This is a genomic window from Roseibium sp., from assembly GCF_025698965.1.
In the GTDB taxonomy this organism is placed as follows: domain Bacteria; phylum Pseudomonadota; class Alphaproteobacteria; order Rhizobiales; family Stappiaceae; genus Roseibium.
The window spans coordinates 1-22,419 of record NZ_JAILWL010000034.1 but is presented as its reverse complement, the minus strand read 5'-3'; the positions used below and the strand labels follow the sequence as shown (position 1 = coordinate 22,419).

15 protein-coding genes are annotated in these 22,419 nt (G+C 55.5%); 9 read left to right on the top strand and 6 right to left on the bottom strand.

Features of this window, described 5'->3' with window-relative positions; translation table 11 throughout:
* Positions 1 to 234: 234 nt before the first annotated feature.
* Positions 235 to 2,769 carry a methyl-accepting chemotaxis protein gene (locus K5905_RS04700; protein WP_297580787.1) on the top strand — a complete coding sequence of 845 codons (2,535 nt, stop codon included), beginning with the start codon at positions 235 to 237 and terminating at the stop codon, positions 2,767 to 2,769.
* 57 nt (positions 2,770 to 2,826) lie between these two features.
* Here the strand turns inward: K5905_RS04700 and K5905_RS04695 are convergent, their stop codons facing one another.
* Entirely contained in the window at positions 2,827 to 4,488 is a 1,662-nt protein-coding gene (locus K5905_RS04695) for a hypothetical protein (protein WP_297580786.1), read from the bottom strand.
* Between the two features lie 214 nt (positions 4,489 to 4,702).
* Between K5905_RS04695 and K5905_RS04690 the strand changes: the two genes are divergently transcribed.
* Positions 4,703 to 6,166, top strand: coding sequence for a DASS family sodium-coupled anion symporter (locus K5905_RS04690; protein ID WP_297580784.1), 1,464 nt, complete (start codon positions 4,703 to 4,705; stop codon positions 6,164 to 6,166).
* Between the two features lie 189 nt (positions 6,167 to 6,355).
* Complete coding sequence (locus K5905_RS04685; RefSeq protein WP_297580782.1) at positions 6,356 to 6,838, top strand: hypothetical protein; 483 nt, start codon at positions 6,356 to 6,358, stop codon at positions 6,836 to 6,838.
* Between the two features lie 166 nt (positions 6,839 to 7,004).
* Here K5905_RS04685 and K5905_RS04680 read toward each other — a convergent pair whose 3' ends face one another.
* Positions 7,005 to 7,388, bottom strand: coding sequence for a carboxymuconolactone decarboxylase family protein (locus tag K5905_RS04680; RefSeq protein WP_297580780.1), 384 nt, complete (start codon positions 7,386 to 7,388; stop codon positions 7,005 to 7,007).
* Positions 7,372 to 7,818 (bottom strand): MerR family transcriptional regulator, encoded by a 447-nt coding sequence (locus K5905_RS04675; protein WP_297580778.1) that lies wholly within the window; start codon positions 7,816 to 7,818, stop codon positions 7,372 to 7,374. The genes K5905_RS04680 and K5905_RS04675 overlap by 17 nt, the downstream gene beginning before the upstream one ends.
* A gap of 221 nt (positions 7,819 to 8,039) precedes the next feature.
* Here K5905_RS04675 and betC point away from each other — a divergent pair, with 221 nt between their 5' ends.
* The 3 genes from betC to K5905_RS04660 all read left to right on the top strand — a co-directional run bounded on the left by betC (position 8,040) and on the right by K5905_RS04660 (position 13,246).
* The gene (gene betC, locus K5905_RS04670; protein ID WP_297580776.1) at positions 8,040 to 9,554 is read left to right on the top strand and encodes a choline-sulfatase; all 1,515 of its coding nucleotides are present in this window, start codon (positions 8,040 to 8,042) and stop codon (positions 9,552 to 9,554) included.
* 368 nt (positions 9,555 to 9,922) lie between these two features.
* On the top strand, positions 9,923 to 11,197 hold the full coding sequence (locus K5905_RS04665; RefSeq protein WP_297580774.1) for a hypothetical protein: 1,275 nt from the start codon (positions 9,923 to 9,925) through the stop codon (positions 11,195 to 11,197).
* Positions 11,198 to 11,278: 81 nt separating this feature from the next.
* Positions 11,279 to 13,246, top strand: a complete 1,968-nt coding sequence (locus K5905_RS04660; protein WP_297580772.1) for a hypothetical protein — start codon at positions 11,279 to 11,281, stop codon at positions 13,244 to 13,246.
* Between the two features lie 26 nt (positions 13,247 to 13,272).
* Here the strand turns inward: K5905_RS04660 and K5905_RS04655 are convergent, their stop codons facing one another.
* Positions 13,273 to 14,124, bottom strand: coding sequence for a hypothetical protein (locus tag K5905_RS04655; RefSeq protein ID WP_297580770.1), 852 nt, complete (start codon positions 14,122 to 14,124; stop codon positions 13,273 to 13,275).
* A 264-nt stretch (positions 14,125 to 14,388) separates the two neighbouring features.
* Between K5905_RS04655 and uvrB the strand changes: the two genes are divergently transcribed.
* Complete coding sequence (gene uvrB, locus K5905_RS04650) at positions 14,389 to 17,355, top strand: excinuclease ABC subunit UvrB (protein ID WP_297580768.1); 2,967 nt, start codon at positions 14,389 to 14,391, stop codon at positions 17,353 to 17,355.
* A 253-nt stretch (positions 17,356 to 17,608) separates the two neighbouring features.
* Here the strand turns inward: uvrB and K5905_RS04645 are convergent, their stop codons facing one another.
* A complete protein-coding gene (locus K5905_RS04645; RefSeq protein ID WP_297580766.1) occupies positions 17,609 to 18,631 on the bottom strand; it encodes a methyltransferase in 1,023 nt (340 codons plus the stop codon).
* A gap of 154 nt (positions 18,632 to 18,785) precedes the next feature.
* Complete coding sequence (locus tag K5905_RS04640) at positions 18,786 to 19,793, bottom strand: ABC transporter substrate-binding protein (protein WP_297580764.1); 1,008 nt, start codon at positions 19,791 to 19,793, stop codon at positions 18,786 to 18,788.
* 326 nt (positions 19,794 to 20,119) lie between these two features.
* Here K5905_RS04640 and K5905_RS04635 point away from each other — a divergent pair, with 326 nt between their 5' ends.
* Entirely contained in the window at positions 20,120 to 21,316 is a 1,197-nt protein-coding gene (locus K5905_RS04635; protein WP_297580762.1) for a DUF1176 domain-containing protein, read from the top strand.
* A gap of 130 nt (positions 21,317 to 21,446) precedes the next feature.
* The coding region (locus K5905_RS04630; protein WP_297580761.1) for an agmatine/peptidylarginine deiminase at positions 21,447 to 22,419 on the top strand (973 nt) is incomplete at its 3' end.

The following is a 22,419-nucleotide window of genomic DNA, read 5'->3' as shown; positions in this document are numbered from 1 at the left end:
CCTGGCACTGGATAATCTTTTCTCAAACCACGCTCCAAACCAATTCGTCCACACAGCCTGGTGAAATACAACCCAACACAGAATGAATGTCTTGGATACACAACATGCACAAGACGTCTAGCATCTGTGAAAACAAGAACCATAAATTATTCTTCGTGGTCACATTTGTTATTCGGCTCTTTTTAAGTATTTTCCGGCACTATGTTCCGGTCAATGCCGAGCTGGAGCCACATCATGAAGTTCCCCTTCTTTTCCTTCAGAAAGAAAATTTCTGAAAACATGATTGCTTCCGGCACTGAAGTGGAACGCTCCAGCCGACAACGGTTCTTTTTTGACTGGTCTATCAGAACCCAGTTGCGGATCGGTTTTGCTGTCATGCTGCTATGTGCCGTCGGCGTTGGCACCAGCGGACTGATCGCCGCGTCGCGGGTTCAGAACTCAGTTACAATCGCCAAAACCGCCAATCAGCTTCTTGGCGGCGTTCCACAACTTCTGACACATGCGCAAACCTTTGGCCGGGACGGTGACAGTACAGTTGCCGAGGCTGTACAGGCGGACATTGCAATGGTCGCTGCAGAAACCAGTCACCTGGCAAAAGAGCAGCCTCAGGCCGCTCAACAGCTATCTTCCATCGTTGAGGAACTTGCCGCCAGCTTCACTACCCTGGCGGACAACCGCAGCGATCGTGATGCGGCCGTTGCAGAACTCGACGGACTGACCGCAACTCTCGTCGAAACCACCAACACGGCGTTTGAGGAATATAAGGCACTTGCCTCCTACCGGTCCGTACATGCCATCAACAACGAGGGCAAGATGACCAAGCTCTCGCAGGTCGCCCCCCGCCTGAGCAACATGCGCATTGCAGCCACGGTTCTTGAGCAGGAAGCTTCGGCTTTCGTTGCGAACCCGGACGAGACCTCGGCGAAGAAACTGACCGATCGCGTCAAGGCCTTGGACAAGGATGCCAAGGCCGTTCGGCGCACAGTCAAGACAGATGCGATCAAGGCCAACGTCAAGAAACTGACAAAAAGCTCCAAGGCATTTGAAAAACTCGTCAAGTCACACCTGAAATCCGGAGCACCGGACGGATCGGGAATCGCATGGGAAAACGAATTTCAGCCCGCTATCCAAAACCTCACTGTTCTGGCGATTTCAATTGTCGAGGCAGCGGAGAAACCTATCAAGAACCTGACGCAAGCACTTCGAGAATACGACCGCGCGACTGCCGACCTCGCATTGCTGTCAAACTACACACAGGCGGTTGCCCGTAGCGTATTGGGTGTTCGTAGCGCCTATTCCGACTACCTGAACACGTCTTCGGATACGTCCGCAGAAACGTTCCAGATCTATCTTTCGGATGCCCAGGCCGAATTGACCAGTCTGGAAGAAGTCCGGATCGCCGCTGCAAAACACAGCTCCGACAAGGCCATGACAGATCTTCTGGACGGCCCGTTGAAGACCCTGGTTACCGCCGGCAATGAAGCGTTTCCCAAGCTGGAAGCAACGTTCGCCGATGTCAGGTCCGCCACAGCGATTTTGCTGATGAGCGAACAGGCCTTTGCCGATGCCGCCGCGGCATTGACCGATCAGGCCGCAACAATCAGTACAAATTCGGGTGAAACCGCAGTCGCCAGCGCCGGTGCCGCCCAGACACAGATCATTTTGACACTGGTCCTTGCCCTGATGCTCGGAATTGCATTTGTCGTCCTTCTTTCGGCCGCCATTGTTCGTCCGATCAGGGACCTGACATCCGCCATGCTGAAATTGAAGGATGGCAAGACGTCCCTCGACCTTCCCGCCACACGACGCAAGGACGAAATCGGCCATATGGCACGGGCGGTTGCCACATTTGCAGACCGCGAGCAAGAACGGCTGCATCTTGAAGAACAGACCCGTGCCGGTCAGGAAGATGTGCGCAGGCGACAACAAATGGTCGATACGCTGGTCGCAGAGTTTCGCGACGACATTGAAGCCGCCCTTTCTACGGTCACCGGAAACATGCAGCAGCTTGACCAGACTGCCGAACAGCTTTCCGGTATCGCCCGAACCACCAGCGGCAAGAGCGAGGATGTCAGCACTGCGTCCAGCCAGGCGAGCGATAATGTCCAGACAGTTGCTGCGGCGACGGAAGAGCTCAGTGCATCCGTTCAGGAGGTCGGTCGACAGGTCACCGACACACTGCATAGGGTGGAAGAGGCGACCGGAGCGACGCGCACGTCCAATGATCAGGTCAAGGGTTTGTCGGCAGCAGCAGAGAAGATCGGCAATGTTGTCCAACTGATCCAGGACATTGCCGAACAAACCAATCTGCTTGCGCTTAACGCGACCATTGAAGCAGCCCGCGCAGGTGAGGCAGGCAAAGGATTTGCCGTCGTCGCTTCTGAAGTGAAATCGCTTGCAGGACAAACCGCCAAGGCGACCGATGAGATTTCAAACCAGGTCTCGGAGATCCAGACCTCCACCGATTCAGCCGTCCAGGCAATCAGCGCCATCATGAGCATGATGGAAGATGTCAACGCGACTGCCGCCGCCATGGCTGCATCAGTGGAACAGCAATCGGCCGCTACCGCGGAGATCTCTACCGGCGTGTCACAGGCCGCCATGCAGACAAGCAGTGTGACCGACAATATCGGCGATCTGTCCAAAGGTTCCAGTGAAACCAGCCAGTCCGCCAAGGAGGTTGAGGAGATCACAGATGCCGCGACCCGGCAGCTGAACGATGTCACCCACCGGATCGAACGATTTCTGCAGGACGTCGCCGCTGCCTAGCACACCTCCAGACCAACGGAATTCCGGAAACCGGCTTTTGCACAACCTGTAAAGGTATCACTCGTTTCCCACTGTTTTGCTTACTTTCGCACAGCGCGACGGCCCGAGGGACGTTTCGGTCATCGGACAGGCGTTGCGAATTCCGAAAACGAAGTCGGATTGAATGGCCCTCACTTCCGTTGCCTGGCTCTGGCCGTTCACCCCGTAATAGGCATTCACATAGAACCACCCTTCTTCTGGAACACCGGTGGCACTTTCTGAAATTCCTGCATAGTTCAGGTGGTTGATCCGCATTCCGAAGGGCACCAGACCGCGCCGATCAATAGCCGCCCGTGCATGGCAGGAAATGCAGGACGAGGTGTTGACCAATCCCGCTTCGGTCACCGAATTGCCAAGCAGCGTCGCACGCCCCGTCGATGAGACGAAGTCGGTCTGCGTACCTTTTAACCGATATGACCTCCAAGCCGCGTCTTCGGGAACGGGCAATCCAGACCGGTTTTCCTCAGTTGACGTTGCAATCCCCGTCGCCGCCAATAGACTTGCCAGCGATCGTGTCATCCGATCAGCAGCTGCATAGGACTTCGCCAGATCAAACACTGCAGTTTTATCGGGACCTGTTTCTTTCAGCTGATGCGGGGGAATGTAATTTGCCGCCGCTCCCTGCAAACCACCGCTCTCGACATGCGGCGGAATTGTGCCGCCAAAACCAAAACTGTCGTTGCAACCGGTCCAGTCACAGCGTCCCAGATTGGATGCGTGCTCGAATGTCGACCAGTACCAGTTGGGCAGATCTTTCGAAACAATGTGAAATGCGATCAGGATATGCGGCTCCACCTTCCCTGCTGAAGCTTCCTCGTGTTTGGGGACAAGATCCATTTTGATGAATGGAAGTCTCGTATCATCAGGATTGAGCCCAACCTTGCGCGCATTTTCCAAGGACATCCAGTTCGACTTGACGACAATTGACTTGATTGGAAATTGCACAACAGCCGGAGTTTGTGGTTGAACAAACGTCTCCGTCGGATCCAGGATCTCTGGCCGGTAGGGAGCGTTCGCACCGAGCTTTTCGGTGAAAGCCTGATAGACAGCCTTCAGACCCTCAACGTGATACAACTGCCGATCGAAGATGTAGTTCATCATGTGCCGGTTGCGAAAAACCAGCTCCTTTTGCAGATTGCCAATGACCATCGTTTTCAGACTGTTGGGAACATCGCTCCAGGATCTGCCCCCATGATCGCCATGGCCGGTCGCAACAGTCATTGGCAGGCCACGCGCCGTTGAAGGCGCGTTCAGAATTTGTTGCGGCACACCTTTCGCCTCGCCGGGGAAGACCGGACAATGCTCAGGCAAGCTGTCATTGGATCCTTCCAGGCTGGAACAGCAGTTTTCAGTCGCTCCGCCGGGCAGGCATCTCGGCCAGGGATCCGATGGCCAGGCCTGGCGGTCGCTTGTCCAATTTTCCCAGAACCTTTCGCGCACCACCTGCGTGAACAGCTTCCAGGCAAAGGAGTCTGGACACGACATCGCCGGATTGGTTACCTCCGGTCCGAAGTCATATCGATCATCCTGATAAGTCAAGTCGCATTCGGGCGTATCTCGAATGCCGGACTGAAACCACATGGCAAAATCGATGTGGTTCGGCTGATTGCCAGCAAGCGCAGCCCCGGTAGGCAGCAGCAGACAAAAAAGAAATAATTTCAAACATCTAAAAGGCTGCATTCACAGCTCCCCTGAGGCGAGTCTTCGAAACATCGAGCGATTTGGATCAGAAAAACACACTGCTTCCAAAAAGCATAATCCGGGCGAACTGCAAGAGATCGGTTCAGCGCTCATGATAGAACCGGACTTGAGGCTTGCCGGATGGCACCCTAAGGTTTGAATGGTACCGGAAAATCAAATTTCAATTCTTGCGTTTGAGGCTGGGCGCACCGCCATGCAGGAAGTCAGATTTCGCCCGTTGGGCAGCCGCATCCGCATCACGTTGGCGCTTGTCTGCGGCTCTGTCCTCTATCTCCTGATGCGCCTGTTGGATCCTCCTGCGGGCATGTCGGAAAACGCCTGGGCGCTCATGGCACTTCTGCTCTGGATGGTCGCTTGGTGGTTGAGCGAAGCCTTGCCACTGGCTGTCACGGCGCTACTTCCGGTCATCGTCATGCCTCTTTCCGGTATCGCCGAAATCGGCACGGTCACAGGAGCTTACGGCCATCCGCTCATCTTCTTGTTTCTGGGTGGTTTCATGCTGGCAATGGCAATTGAATCAGTCGGCCTGCACCGGCGGATCGCTCTTGCGATTGTTTCCCGCGTGGGCACACGACCCCGGGATCTCACACTCGGCTTCATGATCGCCACAGCTTTCCTGTCCATGTGGATCACCAACACCGCGGCAACGATCATGATGTACGCGGTCGCATTGTCTGTCATCGATTTCATCAAGGCGAAGTCGGGCGCTTCGCACACCTTCAGGCGTTTCTCGATCGGTCTGATGCTGGCAGTTGCCTACAGCGCATCGATTGGTGGAATGGCCACGCTGATCGGTTCGCCAGTCAACGCACTGCTCGCAACGATCCTGGCCGGCGAATATGGCATTACGGTTGAGTTTGTCGATTGGTTGCTGATCGGTCTGCCGGTGACGCTGATCATGCTTGCCGTCGCCTGGTTCCTGTTGACTTTCATCCTTTATCCCTCGAGCAATGTCCAAAGTGGTGACCTTGCCGAAGCGGTTCAAAACGAACAAGACCGACTGCCTCCGGTGAGTCGCGCCGAAAAGACGGTCGCCGTGGTCTTCACACTCGCAGCGCTGGGCTGGATCTTCGGAGATCAGATTTCCTACCTCACCGGTCTCCCGATTTCCGACACTGCTGTGGCACTGACGGCCGCTATTTTCCTTTTTGCAATTCCGGTGAATAAAGACATGACCGAATTCGCGCTCGACTGGAGGACCGCCGCCCGCTTGCCCTGGAATGTCCTCCTTCTGATCGGTGGCGGCCTGGCTGTGGCGCTTGCCTTTCAGCTTACAGGTCTCGCCGACTGGATCGGCGAGCGGGTCTCCGGGCTCGACATTGCCGTGTTCGCAATGGTGCTTTTGGTCACAACAATGATGGTGTTCCTGACCGAGATCATGTCGAACCCGGCTTCCGCAGCTACGATCCTGCCAGTCGTATCGGCAGTGGCCGTCGGTCTCGACCTGACCCCGCTGATCCTGGCGGTTCCCGCAGCGCTGGCCGCCAACATGTCTTTCATGATGCCGGTTGCCACAGCACCGAACGCAATTGTCTTTTCCAATTCCGACCTCAAGATCCTTGATATGGCAAAGGCCGGATTGTGGCTGAACCTGTGCGGGATCGCGGTCTGCACGCTCAGTGTCTATTTCATCTTCCGCCCCTTGAGCGGCTGGTAAAAGCAATCCAACCGAGCATCTCTCCCAGGTCCTGTTTCTGATGTTCAGCAGTCGGACAATTGCTGATCAACTGCCTCCAAACCTGTCTAAAAGTTAATTCCAACTGGCTGTTCTCCGCCACAATTCATCCCCACTTCACGATCAGGCGTTCCAAACGGAACACATGCAACGTGTATGGAGGACTTGAAAATGATGATGAAATCCCTGCTTCCCGCCGCCGTAATGGCAGGCGCTCTGGCTGCCTCACCGGTCGCCCTTGCGGCAACAACCGACAGCACAGCGGTCGAAGGCGCTTTTCTGCTGACGCAGCCCAATAAGAGCCAGCGGGTTCTGGCACTCAATCCTGGTGGCGCGGTCAATCTCATCAGCCAGGGACAGCACGTTCGTGGATACACTTCCGGCCTCGGAACCTGGCAGATGACCGGTCCGGATAGCGCCCGTGCCACAGTCATCGATTTCAACAATCCTGAAACCACCGCCGACGGCAATGGCGCCTCGCATATTGTCTACGACCTGACTTTCTCCGACGAGATCGACGGCCAGTTCCAAAATGTAACCGGCCAGTTTTCCGGTCAGGCCTTTGCCAGAGGACAAAACCCGCTGGCTGATGATGCGCAACCGGCCCGTAATTTTGGCAACCGGTTTGACGGCATGCGCATTGGCGTCAACTGACTATTTCAGGTTCATACCTGGACTTACGGGATGACAATCAAATGCTCACGACCGGAGAAGGTCGGACTGAGCTGATTGTCATCCATGGCTTGCGAAGTTGGCTTTGCTCGACAGCCTTTATCATTCAAGCTGAATTACCATCCAGGGTGACCTTGAATGCCTGCCTCTACGTCGGCTGTCCTTGCTGGTCAAAAACGTCACGCGCGGCGTTGAGCCCGTTAATGGCTGCAGGCAGTCCACCATAGACTGCCATTTGCCAGATAGCTTCGACAATTTCCCGCCGGCTCGCACCGGCCGCCAGCGTATGCTCGATGTTGATTTTCAGCTGCGGAGCTGTCTGCCCACCCAACGCGGTCAACGCAGCAATCGTACAAAGCTGGCGGGTTTTCATGTCGAGACCCGGTCTTGAATAGTGGCGGCCATAAGCCCACTCGATCAGACTTTCTGCAAAGTCCGGGAGCAGGTCGTCGTATCTTTCCTTAAGAATTGTCTCCAGTTCGGGATTAAGCTTTTTCGTCAGTTCGCGTCCGCGTTCAAGTGCTTTGCTCATCCGTGTGCCCTTTCAGGCTTGGCGGCGCACCGTGTTCGGTCCGGGCACAGCTTTCAAAGGATGGATCGACGGGCTCTCCTGCTTCCATCCTTTTGTAAAGATCGATTTTGTCGTCCAGCACATCCAGCATTTCGCTCATCCGGGCGATATCATCCACCACCTTCTGACGATGGGTCTCGAGCATCCGCCTCCTGGAACTCAGCGAGGCGCTGCCCATGGTGCGCAGATCCGCATAACGTAGCCGATCCCTGATCCCCATACCGGTCGACTTGAGCCGATCGAGAAAGTCGATCCAGCGCAGGATCGTCTGATCGTAGACCCGCCGCCCGGCGGTGTCCCGCAGAGGCTTCGGCAGGAGTCCGATCTTCTCGTAATAACGCAAGGTGTCAGTAGAAAGTCCTGACTTTTCAGCCAAATCACCAATTCGCATGTCTGTCTCCGAACAGAACGATTTCCTTCACTTACCGGTTGGAGCGCACTCCAGGTCAAGTACTCATTTTTGAAAAATTTGCTGTTCAACTCGACCAGGCGCAATGTGCTGTCGGGTTTTTCAAACCGGACGACGAATTTGATTGATTGATCAATCAAAAAAAACGCATCATCTCATTGAAGAAAGTTTCTCATTCGCGTGGCTTTGGGAGGACACCTGAAATGGACCGCAAGAACATCCTCATCCTGATGGTCGACCAGTTGAACGGAACCTTGTTTCCCGATGGTCCAGCGGATTTTCTCCACGCTCCCAACCTGAAAAAGCTGGCGGAAAGGTCAGTCCGTTTCGAAAATACCTACACCGCCTCGCCGCTCTGTGCTCCGGGTCGGGCGAGTTTCATGTCCGGACAACTGCCGCGGCGAACCGGGGTCTATGATAACGCTGCCGAATTCGCTTCCGATATTCCAACCTATGCCCACCACCTGCGTCGCGCCGGTTTCACCACCTGCCTTTCCGGCAAAATGCACTTTGTCGGTCCGGACCAGATGCACGGGTTCGAGGAACGCCTGACGACCGATATCTACCCGGCTGATTTCGGCTGGACTCCGGACTATCGCAAACCCGGAGAGCGCATCGACTGGTGGTATCACAACATGGGATCGGTCACCGGTGCGGGTGTCGCTGAAATCTCCAACCAGATGGAATATGACGACGATGTCGCCTTCCAGGCGATCCGAAAGATCCATGACTATGGTCGCGGCAAATACGACCGTCCCTTCTGCCTGACGGTCAGCTTCACCCATCCGCATGACCCATACGTGGCCCGCCAACAATATTGGGACCTTTACGAGGACTGCGAGCATCTGCTGCCTGACGTTCCAGCCATGGACTACGAGGACCACGACCCACATTCCAAACGCATTTTCGACGCCAATGACTGGCGTAACTTCAACATCACCGAAGAGGACATCCGTCGTTCACGCCGCGCCTATTTTGCCAATATCAGCTATCTGGACGACAAGATCGGTGAAATCCTGCATGCGCTGGACGCGATGGATCTGACCGATGACACCACAATCCTGTTCGTTTCCGACCATGGCGACATGCTTGGCGAACGCGGCCTCTGGTTCAAGATGACCTTCTTCGAGGGATCTTCCCGCGTGCCTTTGATGATTGCCGACAAGGATCTGACACCGGCGAAGATCACAACACCTGTGAGCACGCTGGATGTTCTCCCGACGGCGTGCGACCTGGTCGGCATCGACATGAGTGAAATCATGCCCTGGACCGATGGCGAAAGCCTTGTCGCACTCGCCAGCGGCACGGCAAGGTCCACGCCGGTCCGAATGGAATATGCCGCCGAAGCATCTTACGCGCCCCTGGTCGGCATCCGCGAAGGCGAATGGAAATACATTCACTGCGAACTCGACCCGCCCCAGCTTTTCAATCTGGCAACGGATCCGCAGGAACTGACCAACCTGGCTGACGACCCGGACTATGCCGACGTCAGCGCCCGCTTCGCCCAAGCCGTTCGAACCGGTTGGAACATGGCTGCCTATGACGCCGAAGTCCGCCAGTCCCAGGCCCGCCGCTGGATCGTCTACGAAGCCCTGCGCAACGGCGCCTACTTCCCCTGGGACTATCAGCCCCTTCAAAAGGCCTCCGAACGCTACATGCGCAACCACATGGATCTGAATGACGTGGAAGAGAACCAGAGATATCCGAGGGGCGAGTGAAGAACTACGATTCGTTTTGTGAAAACAGATAGGCCAAATACAAGGTTTCACACGTGCCTTGCTCAGCACAAAACTCGACTGTCCACATCAAACTCCATACAGATACAGAGCCGACATTTCTGAACCTCACACAATTCAAGTGAAACAAAGGGTCATACATTACAGCATTTTACCAATGTTTAGACAGCACCATCACCCGCTATAGGAGCCCCGCCCATTCCGGCGGCCCCTAACGTTTGGTTAACAGGCAATTGACAACCACAGGTCGTCGTCCGGATAGTTGAATTAATTGGGCGCCCTGGCCTGGGCGACGGGGAAATTCAAGGTATTGATGGAGTGGTCATATGCTGACCCTAAGGAGTTCGCGCGTGCGCGGACACCAGGTTTTTTTGCGTTTTTTTCTTGCACTTCTGGTCGCTGGCTGCACGCCGACCGGTCAAAATTTCTTGACCCATGGACCTGGAGCTCGCCTGGAAGCCGGCGACATGACGACGGCCCGAGAACTCAACAGGAAGTACTTTAACTACTTGTGTCAGGAAGCCGGTATTAATCCCAATTACGACTATGGTGAGCCCGCAAACAACTGCATTATCGATCCTTACGACAAGAATGCCTGGACATTGATAACTTACCAGGGATTGAACGACATCGACCGTCGATGTGACTCCTATCTTCAATGGCTGGACAACAAAAAGCGCTCAAAAGGCCCCCTCATCAGCCAGATCGGAACAGTCAGCGCTGCAACAACATCCATTATGAATATTACCGGCGCGACTGCCGGCGCAATTACTATTGCCGGTTTGGCATTCGAACTTCTTTCGAAGAGTGTCGAGAACTACCATAGCCGACTGTTGCTGGAAGTTGATTCCTCCACAATCAACTCGATTGTGCTGAATGCCCGCCGTAAATTTCGCGAACAGCTTTTGACCGCAAATCTTGAAATCAACAACAAGCCGCAAACAGAGCATATTTTGCGGTCTTATCTGCGTCTGTGTCTGCCGTTCTCGATTGAAGCCAACATCAATAACTTCTCCACCTTGGGATCTGCTGGCATATCTCCGTCAAACGAGAATATTATCAATTGGACACCAGCTTCTGCACCATCCATTCGAGCCAATACGACAGTAAACACCAAGGTAACACGGCCACAGCGCGTGTCCGCGCCAGGGTGGCAAGCCGTGAGCAACATTACGATTGACCTGCCGACCGCCAAAGCAATTCAAAGCGCACTTTGCCTGCCACAAACTGAAATCGATGGTGTCTATGGCCCCAAAACCGAGGCCGGGTTGAAGATATTTGAATCTATCCAGAACACCAAGGGCTTCAGTGAGAGCGACTGGCAAAACCGGAATGTCAATCTTGACGGGGACGATATCAATATTCTGCGCAGGGTAGCCTCCTGCTCGACAGGGGCGATGAACTATCTGGAAAACCAGTTACTGAATCGCCCAGAAACGTCTGAAAAAGTTGCCATCAAAATCAGGGACAAGTTTGAAATAACCGATACGAACCAAAGTTTTCCCGAACTTAGAGACAGTATTAGACAATGGCGCACGGAAGAAAACCTGAATAGCGGCCCCGGTGGAGTTTTTGCCAATCAGGTTACGCCGGATCTAATGGAAAAGATGTTCCGCGCGTTTTAGGCTTAAGTTCAGATTTGAGGAAAATCGATGAGCGAATGAGCTGATTTCCACTTCAAGTCCGACAGAAAGGCGAGTGAGGACATGTTTCGAGAAGCTTTGCATCTGTTGACAATGCGCAACGCTCCCGATTTGGGAGCCGATCAGAGAGCGGAAATGCTTCCTGGCGAGATTGGCCGTCAGGTCGATATCAGTGATGACGGTCTTTTCGCTGAAGTTGTAGTTTTATCCAATTTCCTTCAGCCGCGACAAGGTTGGATTCTGCTCCATCACGAAGATGTCGGAGATCTCACGATTGAGGTCGAAGCACCGCCACGTGCGGACTTTAGTGTATGGTCGTTCCTCAAAGCCTGCATAGACACTGAAACCTGGATCAATTCACTTAATCCGAATGCTCGTTTCTTTGTATTGGCCGACTACCTTGTTGCGCTGGCAAGTATCGAAACAAAAATCAAAAATGCTAAAAACAAAAATCCTCTGACAGACGGCATTGGACCATATCAGATCGCCTCGGACGCATGGGCGTCATTCACAGAGTCCGACGCCGGTTCGAGTTATGAGGAAGCAGATCGCGAGGAGCCTCTCACGCAGATAAAGGGGGCGGCGTTTCTAGCTCTGAACTCGATGGATGCAATAAGCAAAGCCATTGCCACTCATGATCAGGCCAATGGCGACGACGAAACATCGGGCGACACTGGCCCTTATATTCCCAGTTATGTTGATGTGCTTATGGGGCACATGCTCGGAAATGAGGCTGCAGCTGCGCTTCGGATTGCAAAAATGAAAGGCCAGGGCGGTGAATCTATCGAGGTAGTGCTGTCCAATCACTTCAATGAAACGGACTTGACAAAACTCCTAACCTACCGTGCAGCAGTCATGAAGGACAGTGCTACACAAAACATTGAGACAATTGACGGTTTTCTGATTAATCTTGGGGCCCTTCTCAACGATGAGCTTCTAAAGAGCTACAAGCTCATGAAGGAACACATTCCCGAGGACTTGCCCAAAAACGACGGTGTTGCCCCTTGGTATTCAGAGGCAGAAAGCGAGCACCTGGACTGGAAAGACAACCTCGTCGATGAACACACTGCACCCGGCACGCAGCGCGTTCTTGAGTATTTTGCGAAAATCAACTTCGCGACCACGACTGTTCAACCCTGGTGCGGGGCTTTTGCAGGCCATTGCATGCTTACATCTCCCCCTCCGTTCAACGCAATGCTTGTGAGTGGTCCGGCACGCGCAGCCAACTGGAAGTCGTGGGGAAACACAGCAATTCCTCTTGGATCAGATGAGGTGCCGGTCGGCGCCGTGGTGGTACTCGCTCCAGAAAAAGGCTCCTCCCGTTCAGGGCATGTCGGCTTCTTCAGTCGGTTTCTGGGCGCGGACAAGAAGTTGGTAGAAATTAAGGGCGGAAACCAAAGCGACACGGTCACCAACACCAAATTCTCACGTTCAAAAATCGCGGCAATTCGGTGGTATAGCCCAAAGGAAGACAAGGAAAGTCAGGCAGCAGACCAGATCATCGGCAGCTCCCCGCCAGGCCAATTCAGCAGACTTCTCGACTTTATTGGACAACACGAAAGTCATAACAACTACAATGCCTTTTTCGGAAATTCCGGCAACACCAACAATCCGAATTTCACTGCGATGACAATTGCAGACGTTGTCCGGTGGCAGAAAAACTTCGTGAATGCTGGAAGCAAATCTTCGGCTGTCGGGAAGTATCAGTTTCTTCGAAACACCCTCCTCGACCTTGTGAGCGGTGGTCACGCGTCGAGAGGCGACACATTCTCGGATGCAATCCAGGACAAATTGGCGATTGCGTTGCTGAACCGACGAAAACTCGGGAGATTTCTTTCCGGCTCCATTTCCACCGAAGAGTTTGCTATCCACCTTGCCAAGGAATGGGCATCTCTTCCGGTTCCTCGAGACGTGAAGCGCGGCAATCGCACCGTCAAGGCAGGACAAAGCTATTACGCGGGGGATGGATTGAACAAAGCACTTGTCTCTGTACCGGCTTTTCTCGCAGCAATCGAGACCGCGCGGGGTTAGACCTGCAAAACGCAGGACGTCTCAACTCACATCCCGGCATAGGTCTCATAGCCTGACGGCAACGGCTTGTCGGTTTGCGTTGCTTCCAGTTTCGCAATTTCCAGAAATGCGGTGCGGCTTTCGGCAAAGTCCGGAGCCGGTTTGCCGGCGGCAAGTGCGAGGCGTTCCAGGCCGAACCCGCCACCGATCGGACCCGGCATCGCGGATTTCTCGTCGGCCAAGGCGATCTCGCCGATCTCCAGATAGCCGGGCAAAGGATAACTCAACTCCCCGCTCGCACCGCCGTTCAGGGGATAATGAACGCTCACCGTCGGAAAGCTCGGTGTATTCGGGTGCCCGACAGGCGCAAAGAACCCGGAACCATCACCCGTCGCCATAGCCTCGTTGAGTTCCCGTCTCACAAACTGCCCCTTTTGAAGCAACTCGCTGTCGCTCCTGTAAGGCTCGAACAGGTCGGTGGAAACAAACACCAATCGCTCGGGGTCCAGACCACCGTTTTCAACGGCATAGGTAACCAACCGCTCGACGATCTCTCCGGACCGGTCCTGATCCGGAACGTTTACAACCATGATATTGAAGAGAGCCAGAACACCTGGCGTTCCGGCCAATTCAGCATCCTCAACCCGGCAAGCAGGCTGAACACAAGCTGAAGGGCCGTCGGGGTAAGAGGGTCTGGTATCGTCATAACGCAGACCGCCATTGAACCCGTAATCGGTGATCAGACTGAGGGGCTCGAGCGTTTCGAAACCCTGTGCCGAGAAGTGATCCAGAAAGCCGGTCGCAGCGTCTCCACCTGCAAGGGCCACTGACCGGGGCAAAACCAGGCTGGCGGCTCCTGCAGCGGCAAGGCCAACTAACTGTCTGCGATCAAATAACATCCGTTCGTCTCCAATATCTTAAACAAACCTGTTCTCTCCGCGATATACCACGGCGCATTGAGGTCCTACATCAACCGAGAAACACGCCACTTTTGTGTCACCGCATTCGGGCAAGTTCTCAGAGGCACAAAGTTGTTTTTGTCGTCTCGGTGCCGCGTCTCCTGACAACCTTATGTCAGGAGACTGACAGGAAGTGGCAAAAAGTGGAACAAAGCCGCAACCTGCCCCTTTCCTCGCGCGTGGAACCGGACCATATTGGCCAGCATGAGCAAGCGTCCCACCAAATCCGGTTTCGAAGATACACCCTCCCCTGACGGCTTCGGCGAAGCACCGCAAAAACCACTGTCCGGCACGCCACTTTCCGGTTCCATAAGCAGCTGGGCGGCGGAGATTGCGGAAGAAGCGGAGAAGCCTGCGCCATCGTCCTCCAGCGAGGGCAAAACAGCTCCGAAGCGCAGCGAAGGCAAGCGCGACCGCGCACCAGATGATCAGGCCGCCCCCCCGGAGGACAGCGAACGCTCGTCCGCGAGCGCGAAAACCAGAAAGACTGCACCAAAGAAAGAAAAACCGACAAAGTCGGCGCGCGGTACGTCCATCGGCAAGGCAGACAGTGTCAGGGAACGGGCGGCAGGTGGGCTGAACCCGGTTGCCGGGCTCGACATGTCTCTGGAAGAGGCAGAGAAGCTCGAACAACAGCTCAAGGAACACAAGAAGGAAAACAAGAAGAAGAAAAAGGAAAGCAAGTTCGGTGAACTGACGGGCAATCAAGGCGCAACCGCGACCGTTGAAGCTTTGTCTGCCCTGATCGAATCCGGCAATCCGCTGCACAAGAATGGCGAAATGTGGGTGCCGCATCGCCCGGAACGACCGGCGAAGTCGGAAGGCGGCGTGCCGATTGTTCTGCAATCGGAATACGAACCCCAGGGCGACCAGCCGACAGCAATTGCCGAACTGGTCGGTGGCATAGATGAGGGCGAGCAAACCCAGGTACTGCTCGGCGTTACCGGTTCAGGCAAGACCTACACAATGGCCCAGGTGATTTCGCGCACGCAGCGCCCCGCGCTGATCCTCGCGCCGAACAAAACCCTCGCCGCTCAGCTCTACGGCGAGTTCAAGGCATTCTTCCCGGACAATGCGGTCGAGTATTTCGTCTCCTACTACGACTATTACCAACCGGAAGCCTACGTTCCGCGCACGGATACCTATATCGAGAAGGAAAGCTCGATCAACGAGCAGATCGACCGGATGCGACACTCGGCGACCCGTGCCCTGCTGGAGCGCGATGACGTCATCATTGTCGCGTCGGTGTCGTGCATCTACGGTATCGGATCGGTCGAAACCTATACGGCAATGACATTTGCCATCGAGGTCGGCGAACGTATCGACCAACGCCAGCTGATCGCCGATCTGGTAGCGCTGCAATACAAGCGCAACGATGCCGCGTTCCAGCGCGGCACCTTCCGGGTGCGCGGCGATACGATCGAACTTTTCCCGGCCCACTACGAGGACCGCGCCTGGCGCATTTCCCTGTTCGGCGACGAGATTGAGAACATCACCGAGTTCGATCCGCTGACCGGCAAGAAATCCGGTGAGCTGAAAAGCGTCAAGATCTACGCCAACTCGCACTATGTCACGCCAAAACCAACGCTGAACCAGGCGATCAAGTCGATCAAGAACGAATTGAAGCATCGGCTGGAAGAGTTGCACAATCACGGCCGCCTGCTGGAAGCGCAACGGCTGGAGCAACGCACCATGTTCGATCTGGAGATGCTGGAAGCCACCGGCTCCTGCCAGGGCATCGAGAACTATTCGCGCTATCTGACAGGTCGCAAACCGGGCGAGCCGCCCCCCACTCTGTTTGAATACCTGCCGGACAACACCCTGGTTTTTGCCGACGAAAGCCACGTCACCATTCCCCAGATTGGAGCCATGTACCGGGGCGACTTCCGCCGCAAGGCGACACTGGCCGAATACGGCTTCCGCCTGCCCTCCTGCATGGACAACCGCCCGCTTCGTTTCGAGGAATGGAATGCCATGCGACCGCAGTCGGTCGCGGTGTCGGCAACACCCGGCTCATGGGAGATGGATCAGTCCGGCGGTGTCTTCGCCGAACAGGTCATTCGCCCCACGGGCCTGATCGATCCGCCGGTGGAAATACGCTCTGCATCCAGCCAGGTGGACGACCTGCTGGGTGAAGTGCGCGAAGTCGCCAAGAAGGGATACCGGACGCTGGTGACGACGCTTACCAAGCGCATGGCAGAGGACCTGACCGAGTATCTGCACGAAAACGGCGTGCGCGTGCGCTACATGCACTCCGACATCGACACGCTGGAACGTATTGAGATCTTGCGGGACCTGCGCCTTGGTGCCTTCGACGTTCTGGTCGGCATCAACCTGTTGCGCGAGGGCCTCGACATTCCCGAATGTGCGCTGGTCGCCATTCTGGACGCGGACAAGGAAGGTTTCCTGCGTTCCGAAACCTCGCTGATCCAGACCATCGGCCGTGCGGCCCGTAACGTTGAAGGCAAGGTCATCCTTTATGCCGACAACATGACCGGCTCCATGGAACGGGCGATTGCCGAAACCAACCGTCGCCGGGAAAAGCAGCTCGCCTATAACGAAGAGCACGGCATCACCCCGGAAAGCGTCAAGCGCAACATCGCCGACATTCTCGACAGCGTCTACGAGCAGGATCACGTCACCGTGGATGCCGGTTTTGCCGAGGAAGGCTCGCTCGTCGGCCACAATCTTGCGGCTCATATCGAGGATCTGGAAAAACAGATGCGCGACGCCGCCGCGGATCTCGACTTCGAAACCGCAGCACGTCTGCGCGACGAGATCAAACGCCTTCAGGAAACCGAACTCGCCGTCGCCGACGACGCCATGGCCCGCCAGTCCGACGTCGACGCCAAGACCGGCGGCTATAAGGGCTCCAAGAAATTTGGCGCGGGTGGGTCGAAAGAAGGTGCCAGCGGCAAGAAAAAACAGACCGCCGCCGACAAGGCCCGGGCCGCAAGGGAAAAGAACGCCCTCCCACCGCCGTCAGCCAAGGTTCGCAAAAACACGCTCGACGAAATGACCGTCGGCCGAACGGAAGTGCCTCTCGGTAGCGATAGTGACCCGGTCAAGCCCGTGATGCGCGGCAAGATCGGTGCTGGGTCCTATGAAGATCCGGTGGACGAGAAGAAGCGGCGTGGTCGACCTAAAAAGAGTGGGCGGCCGGGGCAGTGAAAACGCCAACGGCTCTGATAACGATTGGACCCCGGATCAAATCCGGGGCGCCTCCGAATGAGATCGCAGCCTTTCTTCCTTCTCCAGAGTCATCCCCCCTGCTTGATCGTGGTTCCAATCCACCTCACCGCAAGCTGAAATGCGGAAAGTAGCAACGAGCCAAAGGAACAATGTTTGCGAAAGAGCATATAGGCACCGGAAACCAATAAATCTCCGATCTGTTCGAAGATGAAAAAGCCGGATAGAAACGCCTCTACTTATAAGCCACCGCAGCGCTCGACGGACCTGCCAGTGGAATGATCTCGAACTTGCGGAATCCCGCCTCGCGGCACCAGTCGATGAATTCTGCGCCGGTATAGTCGAAGGCGTCGCCGAATTCGATCAGCATGTTGAGCGACAGGAACAGGCCGAACGTGTTCTCGCGGCGCGCATCGTCAATCAGCGCTTCGATGGCGATGAACGCACCGCCGTCGGGGAGCGCTTCATAAGCATTTTTCACCAGCAGTTTTTTCCGATCCAAATTCCAGTCATGCAGGATCATGCCCATGGTGATGATGTCGGCCTGCGGCAGCGGGCCGGAGAAGAAATCACCGCTGACGGCCTCGATCCGGTCTTCAAGACCGGCCTCGGCAATGCGCCGCCTGGCAATGTCGGTCACAACCGGCAGGTCGAAACTCGTACAGCTTAGATGCGCATGTTCGGCCGCGACACAGCGGGACAGCAAAGCATCCGCGCCACCGATATCGACCAGCGACTTGTAGGCGTCGAAAGGAAAGCTCTTGGCAAGCAACTGGAAATTCCGGATCGACGAGCCGTTCATCGCCTTCATGAAGGCCTCCAGGCGCTCAGGATCGGCATAAAGCGTTTCAAAGAACGACGTTTCTGCATGTTTGGTTTCGTTCTGGGGCTTACCGGTTTGCAACGCCTCGGTGAAATCTGCCCAGAAGCGGTAATTGCGCTTGTCCCAGAGCTCGAGAATGCCGCCGATATAGGTCGGTTGTTCCCGATCAAGATAGAGCGCCGTTGCTTCGGTATTGCGGTAAAGTGCCCCTTCCCCGTCGCCGTCGCGTCCTAGCAGGTCGACAGATACCAGAAGATCCAGAAAGTCCATGGCGGGACGGTGCTGTAGCCCGAATTCACCGACAACCTTGTCCAGTGTCATCGCCCCCTTGGCAAGACGAGAATGGAGGCCTAATCCGACAGCCGTCAGCAACGCTCTGGAGAGCCCATATCCGGTTGCGGTCTGCATGATGTGATCGGGGGTCGGCGCGGTCATCGGAATTGATCCTTCTCAGCAAACGCTGCCAAGATGACATAGATGCTTGAGACTTGTCACGGTCAGGGCCGATTGTGCGACTGCGAAGGATCGCTGACGTCACAATTTGATAAAGGCGCGATTGCAGCGTCCATACAGCGAAGTCACAATACTCTCAGGGCTTCGGCACAGTTTCCGGAAAAATCTTCTCGACGAACACAGGTTCACCGCTTGTGATCTTCATCAGCGTGACGGTCTTCACGGGAACGTGGTCGCCGTTCAGATAGCTGATGGTTCCGGTGACCCCTGCATAGCTCTTTGTGTTTGAGAGTGCCAGGAGCACCGCGTCCGGGTCCGTGCTCCCGGCGCGTTCAATCGCACTTGCCAGCAGGCCGACAGCGTCATAACCAAGCCCGGCAAATCCGTTCGGACGCTGCCCCTGATAAGCCTCTGCATACTGCTTGGAAAACACCGCCGCCGGTCCGGTTTTCACGCTGGGACCGAAATAGGCGTGAGTTGTGTAGTAGACGTCGCTGATATCCGGGTTCTGCTGCCAGACGTTTTCACCGTCATAGCCGTCGCCTCCGATAATCGGCTGGGAGAATCCATTGGCGCGCAGCTCCGTCACCATGCCGAGTGCCCCTTGTGGAGTCTCGGCAGCCAGGAACAGAACGTCGGCGTCCTTGACCTTTCCGATCGCCTCGGCAAAGTTTTCAGGCCCCTGAAAAGGCACCAGCGAAGCGATCTCACCGCCCAAATTCCCGAAGGCCTCGGAGAAATAGCCTTGCAGCAGGTTGGTATAGGTGTGCCCGTCGTCGTAGAGCACTGAAACGGATCTGGCTGAAAGCGTGCCAAAGGCATATTCGGCCGCCGTTGCGGCCTGAACATTGTCGCCGAAACACGCCAGAAAGAGATGAATGGGAACCTCGGATGTCAGTTTGGGTGAGGTCGCCCCGGACGTCAGAAACAGGCGGTTGGCCTTTTCACTTTCCTTGCCGGCGACCAGCGCCAGACTGCTTTCCGACAGGCCGAACAATGCCACCGGCTCAGGCATCTCGTCGAGCAGATCTCGCACTGCAGTCCCGGCGCCGAGACTGATGGAGGTCCGGTCATCGGCGGACGTTGGCGCTCCTGATATCAGATGGAGAAGAACCGCAATCGACAAAAGCGCATTCAATCGCATATCAGGCTTCCTTGGACCGGGGTCAGGTTAAACAGTAATACGTCGGCAAGTAATGAGCGAAATCTCCTCAGATCCGGACACGCCGATGAGAGGGTTACGGGCGTTGCGCTTTGCTTGGTGGAATTCTCGCACTTGGCTTTCTGTTTCGCCCATGGCATCAAGCATGCAACCACCAGGCGCAATAGGCAAGCAAAGTTGCATCCGAAGGATCCATAAGGTTAAACCCTGCTGCGGAACTGACAATTGACTTCCGGCTCACCAACGTCATGCTGACACGCAGACAAAACCACTGCACTTGGCAGACGGTGAAGTCAGGGGGGACTTACGTGCTTAATCGATTTCTTCTTTCCATTGGAATGTCGCTGCTGATGACCGGTGCTGCTTCCGCGCAACTGGCCAAAACCAGTTACGGCGACTGGACCATCCGTTGCGATGACAAGAACTACTGTGTTGCCGAGACGGAGGGTAAAAGCTCCAACGACGAAGCCTTCAAACTGAAGGTCGAGCGCGGGGCAAAACCGTCTGCCCAGGTGTTTGTGACATTCCGTCCCAAAACCCCGCTTGAGGTTGGACTGCGGGCGCGCATCGAGATCGACAGTCTGGAAGAGGAAAATTACGGCTTTTTCGGCAAGGCGTCGAAGATTTATACCGGCAATGAAATGACCTTTGGAGGCGAGTCCGATCGCGACCTGATCGAGAAACTTCGCCTTGGTGAAGACGCCGTCATTCAGATTGAATATGGCGGGGCCACCGGCACCCTTACCTATTGGATTAAGCTGAATGGCCTCACCCATGCTCTTTTGAAGATGGATGAGGAACAGGGCCGCATTGGACGGCTGGACGCCATCGTTGCCTGGGGTGGTCTGCCATCCGACAAGGACGTCACAATCGCTGCGGCTCCGGCGTCCACAGCCTCCGCTTCATCCAACACCGTTTCTGCTGCGCAAGACAGCACCCCTGCACCGTCCAGCGACCTGCCGCCTCCGATCATGCCATCGCAGGAGACAAACAACAGCGGCATTGATCGCGGCCCGCGCGGTCTGGTCTATTCAACGGATGAAATTCCCGATCACGTGCAGATGCTCGGCTACCGCACGATGGATTGCCAGCTACACGATACGGTGCCGGGCTTCGGCGCGCAGTTCTACGCACAGGGCGATGTCGAGATATGGGTAGTTCCTTGCCAGATGGCAGATGTCAACGTGCCCTATTACATCGTCACGCATATTCCCTTCGATCCGTCCCTCAACGAATCCTATGACTTCGAGACGCCGCCTGGCCTCAACCAGCCCAATCACAGTGTGGTCAACAATCTCTATTATGACCCCGACACCAGCCAGATAACCGGTACCACCTACTATTCTCCGAACTACGATTGCGGCTCCTTTGAACGACACGAGTTCGAAGCGGAGTCCGGCGCCTATATGCTGGTTGAGTATCTTGAGAAAACCAATTGCGACGGCATTACCGGTCCCCCTGAAGGCTGGCCACTCAGCTGGACGATCGATGAAATGGGTGACTAGAGCCGGGTTGACTTGTTTTTATGGGAAAAGCACCTGAAGTTGCAGGCGGCACATTGACCTGCCCGGGCTATCGCGACCAATCTTCAAACGGATACGAATGATCCGGGTTCCGGAACGATGAGAAGAACGGATGCAATCTTTCAAATCCCTTGCCCTGGGAGCCATGTTGAGTGTTGCCCTCAACGGCTTGTTGCTAACCTCCATGAGTGAGGCAGCGGGATACAGGGTTCCTGCGGAATGGGAACCACAGGCAGCGGTCTGGATGCAATGGCCTGGCAAATATGAAAGCGCCATGCGCCCCGCGTTTGCCGACATTATCCGTTCCGTTCAGCCACATGAGAACCTTCATCTTCTCACAAGCACAGAGAAAGAACAGAAGGCCGCTCAGGCTTTTCTGGCAAAGCGCGGGGTATCGGATCGGAATATTACGTGGCACCTGATCCCGGTCGACAATGCCTGGATGCGTGACAACGGCCCGGTCTATCTGACCGACGGGACAGAAACCTGGATCCAGAACTGGGGTTTCACGGCTTGGGACGGCAGCACAGGCGCTGATTACCGGCAGGACAACGAGGTACCGGTTCATGTTGGAACACTTCTCGGTCTGACGGTTGAAAACCTGACGGATTACGTACTTGAAAAAGGGAATCTGGAGGTCAATGGCGCAGGGGTCGCCATGCTCAATTGGGACTGCCAGCAACAGCGCAATCCAGGACTATCCAAAGAAGATCATGAGCGCATTCTGAAAGAAGCTCTTGGACTATCCCATATCATCTGGTCCTACGGCCACCATCCCGACGATCTCACAACCGGGCACATAGACGGGGCTGCAAGGTTCATCAATGCCACGACTGTCGCCATTGCCGACACCGGCGAAGAGAGCGAGACACGACTTGCCGGAGACCTTGAAGCGGCTGGTTTTAACGTGGAATGGTATCCGGGCGATGTGAACTGGCTGGTTGGCGACGGTTATGTCGTGGCCATGAGTGAGCTGAATGCCGTCGAAGACGTGGGTCTCACAAAACGGCTGCAGAGGTATTTCCCGGGTCGCCAGGTCTATCTTGTTGATGCGTGGTCGATAGCGGATGGCGGCGGCGGCATTC

Bases quoted from the DNA above. Each gene is read 5' to 3' on its own strand.
- K5905_RS04680 (WP_297580780.1), bottom strand. From the start codon at position 7,388: ATGAGCAAAGCACTTGAACGCGGACGCGAACTGACGAAAAAGCTTAAT.
- K5905_RS04640 (WP_297580764.1), bottom strand. From the start codon at position 19,793: ATGCGATTGAATGCGCTTTTGTCGATTGCGGTTCTTCTCCATCTGATA.
- K5905_RS04655 (WP_297580770.1), bottom strand. From the start codon at position 14,124: ATGTTATTTGATCGCAGACAGTTAGTTGGCCTTGCCGCTGCAGGAGCC.
- K5905_RS04695 (WP_297580786.1), bottom strand. From the start codon at position 4,488: ATGCAGCCTTTTAGATGTTTGAAATTATTTCTTTTTTGTCTGCTGCTG.
- K5905_RS04645 (WP_297580766.1), bottom strand. From the start codon at position 18,631: ATGACCGCGCCGACCCCCGATCACATCATGCAGACCGCAACCGGATAT.
- betC (WP_297580776.1), top strand. From the start codon at position 8,040: ATGGACCGCAAGAACATCCTCATCCTGATGGTCGACCAGTTGAACGGA.
- K5905_RS04700 (WP_297580787.1), top strand. From the start codon at position 235: ATGAAGTTCCCCTTCTTTTCCTTCAGAAAGAAAATTTCTGAAAACATG.
- K5905_RS04685 (WP_297580782.1), top strand. From the start codon at position 6,356: ATGATGATGAAATCCCTGCTTCCCGCCGCCGTAATGGCAGGCGCTCTG.
- K5905_RS04675 (WP_297580778.1), bottom strand. From the start codon at position 7,818: ATGCGAATTGGTGATTTGGCTGAAAAGTCAGGACTTTCTACTGACACC.
- K5905_RS04660 (WP_297580772.1), top strand. From the start codon at position 11,279: ATGTTTCGAGAAGCTTTGCATCTGTTGACAATGCGCAACGCTCCCGAT.
- K5905_RS04690 (WP_297580784.1), top strand. From the start codon at position 4,703: ATGCAGGAAGTCAGATTTCGCCCGTTGGGCAGCCGCATCCGCATCACG.
- uvrB (WP_297580768.1), top strand. From the start codon at position 14,389: ATGAGCAAGCGTCCCACCAAATCCGGTTTCGAAGATACACCCTCCCCT.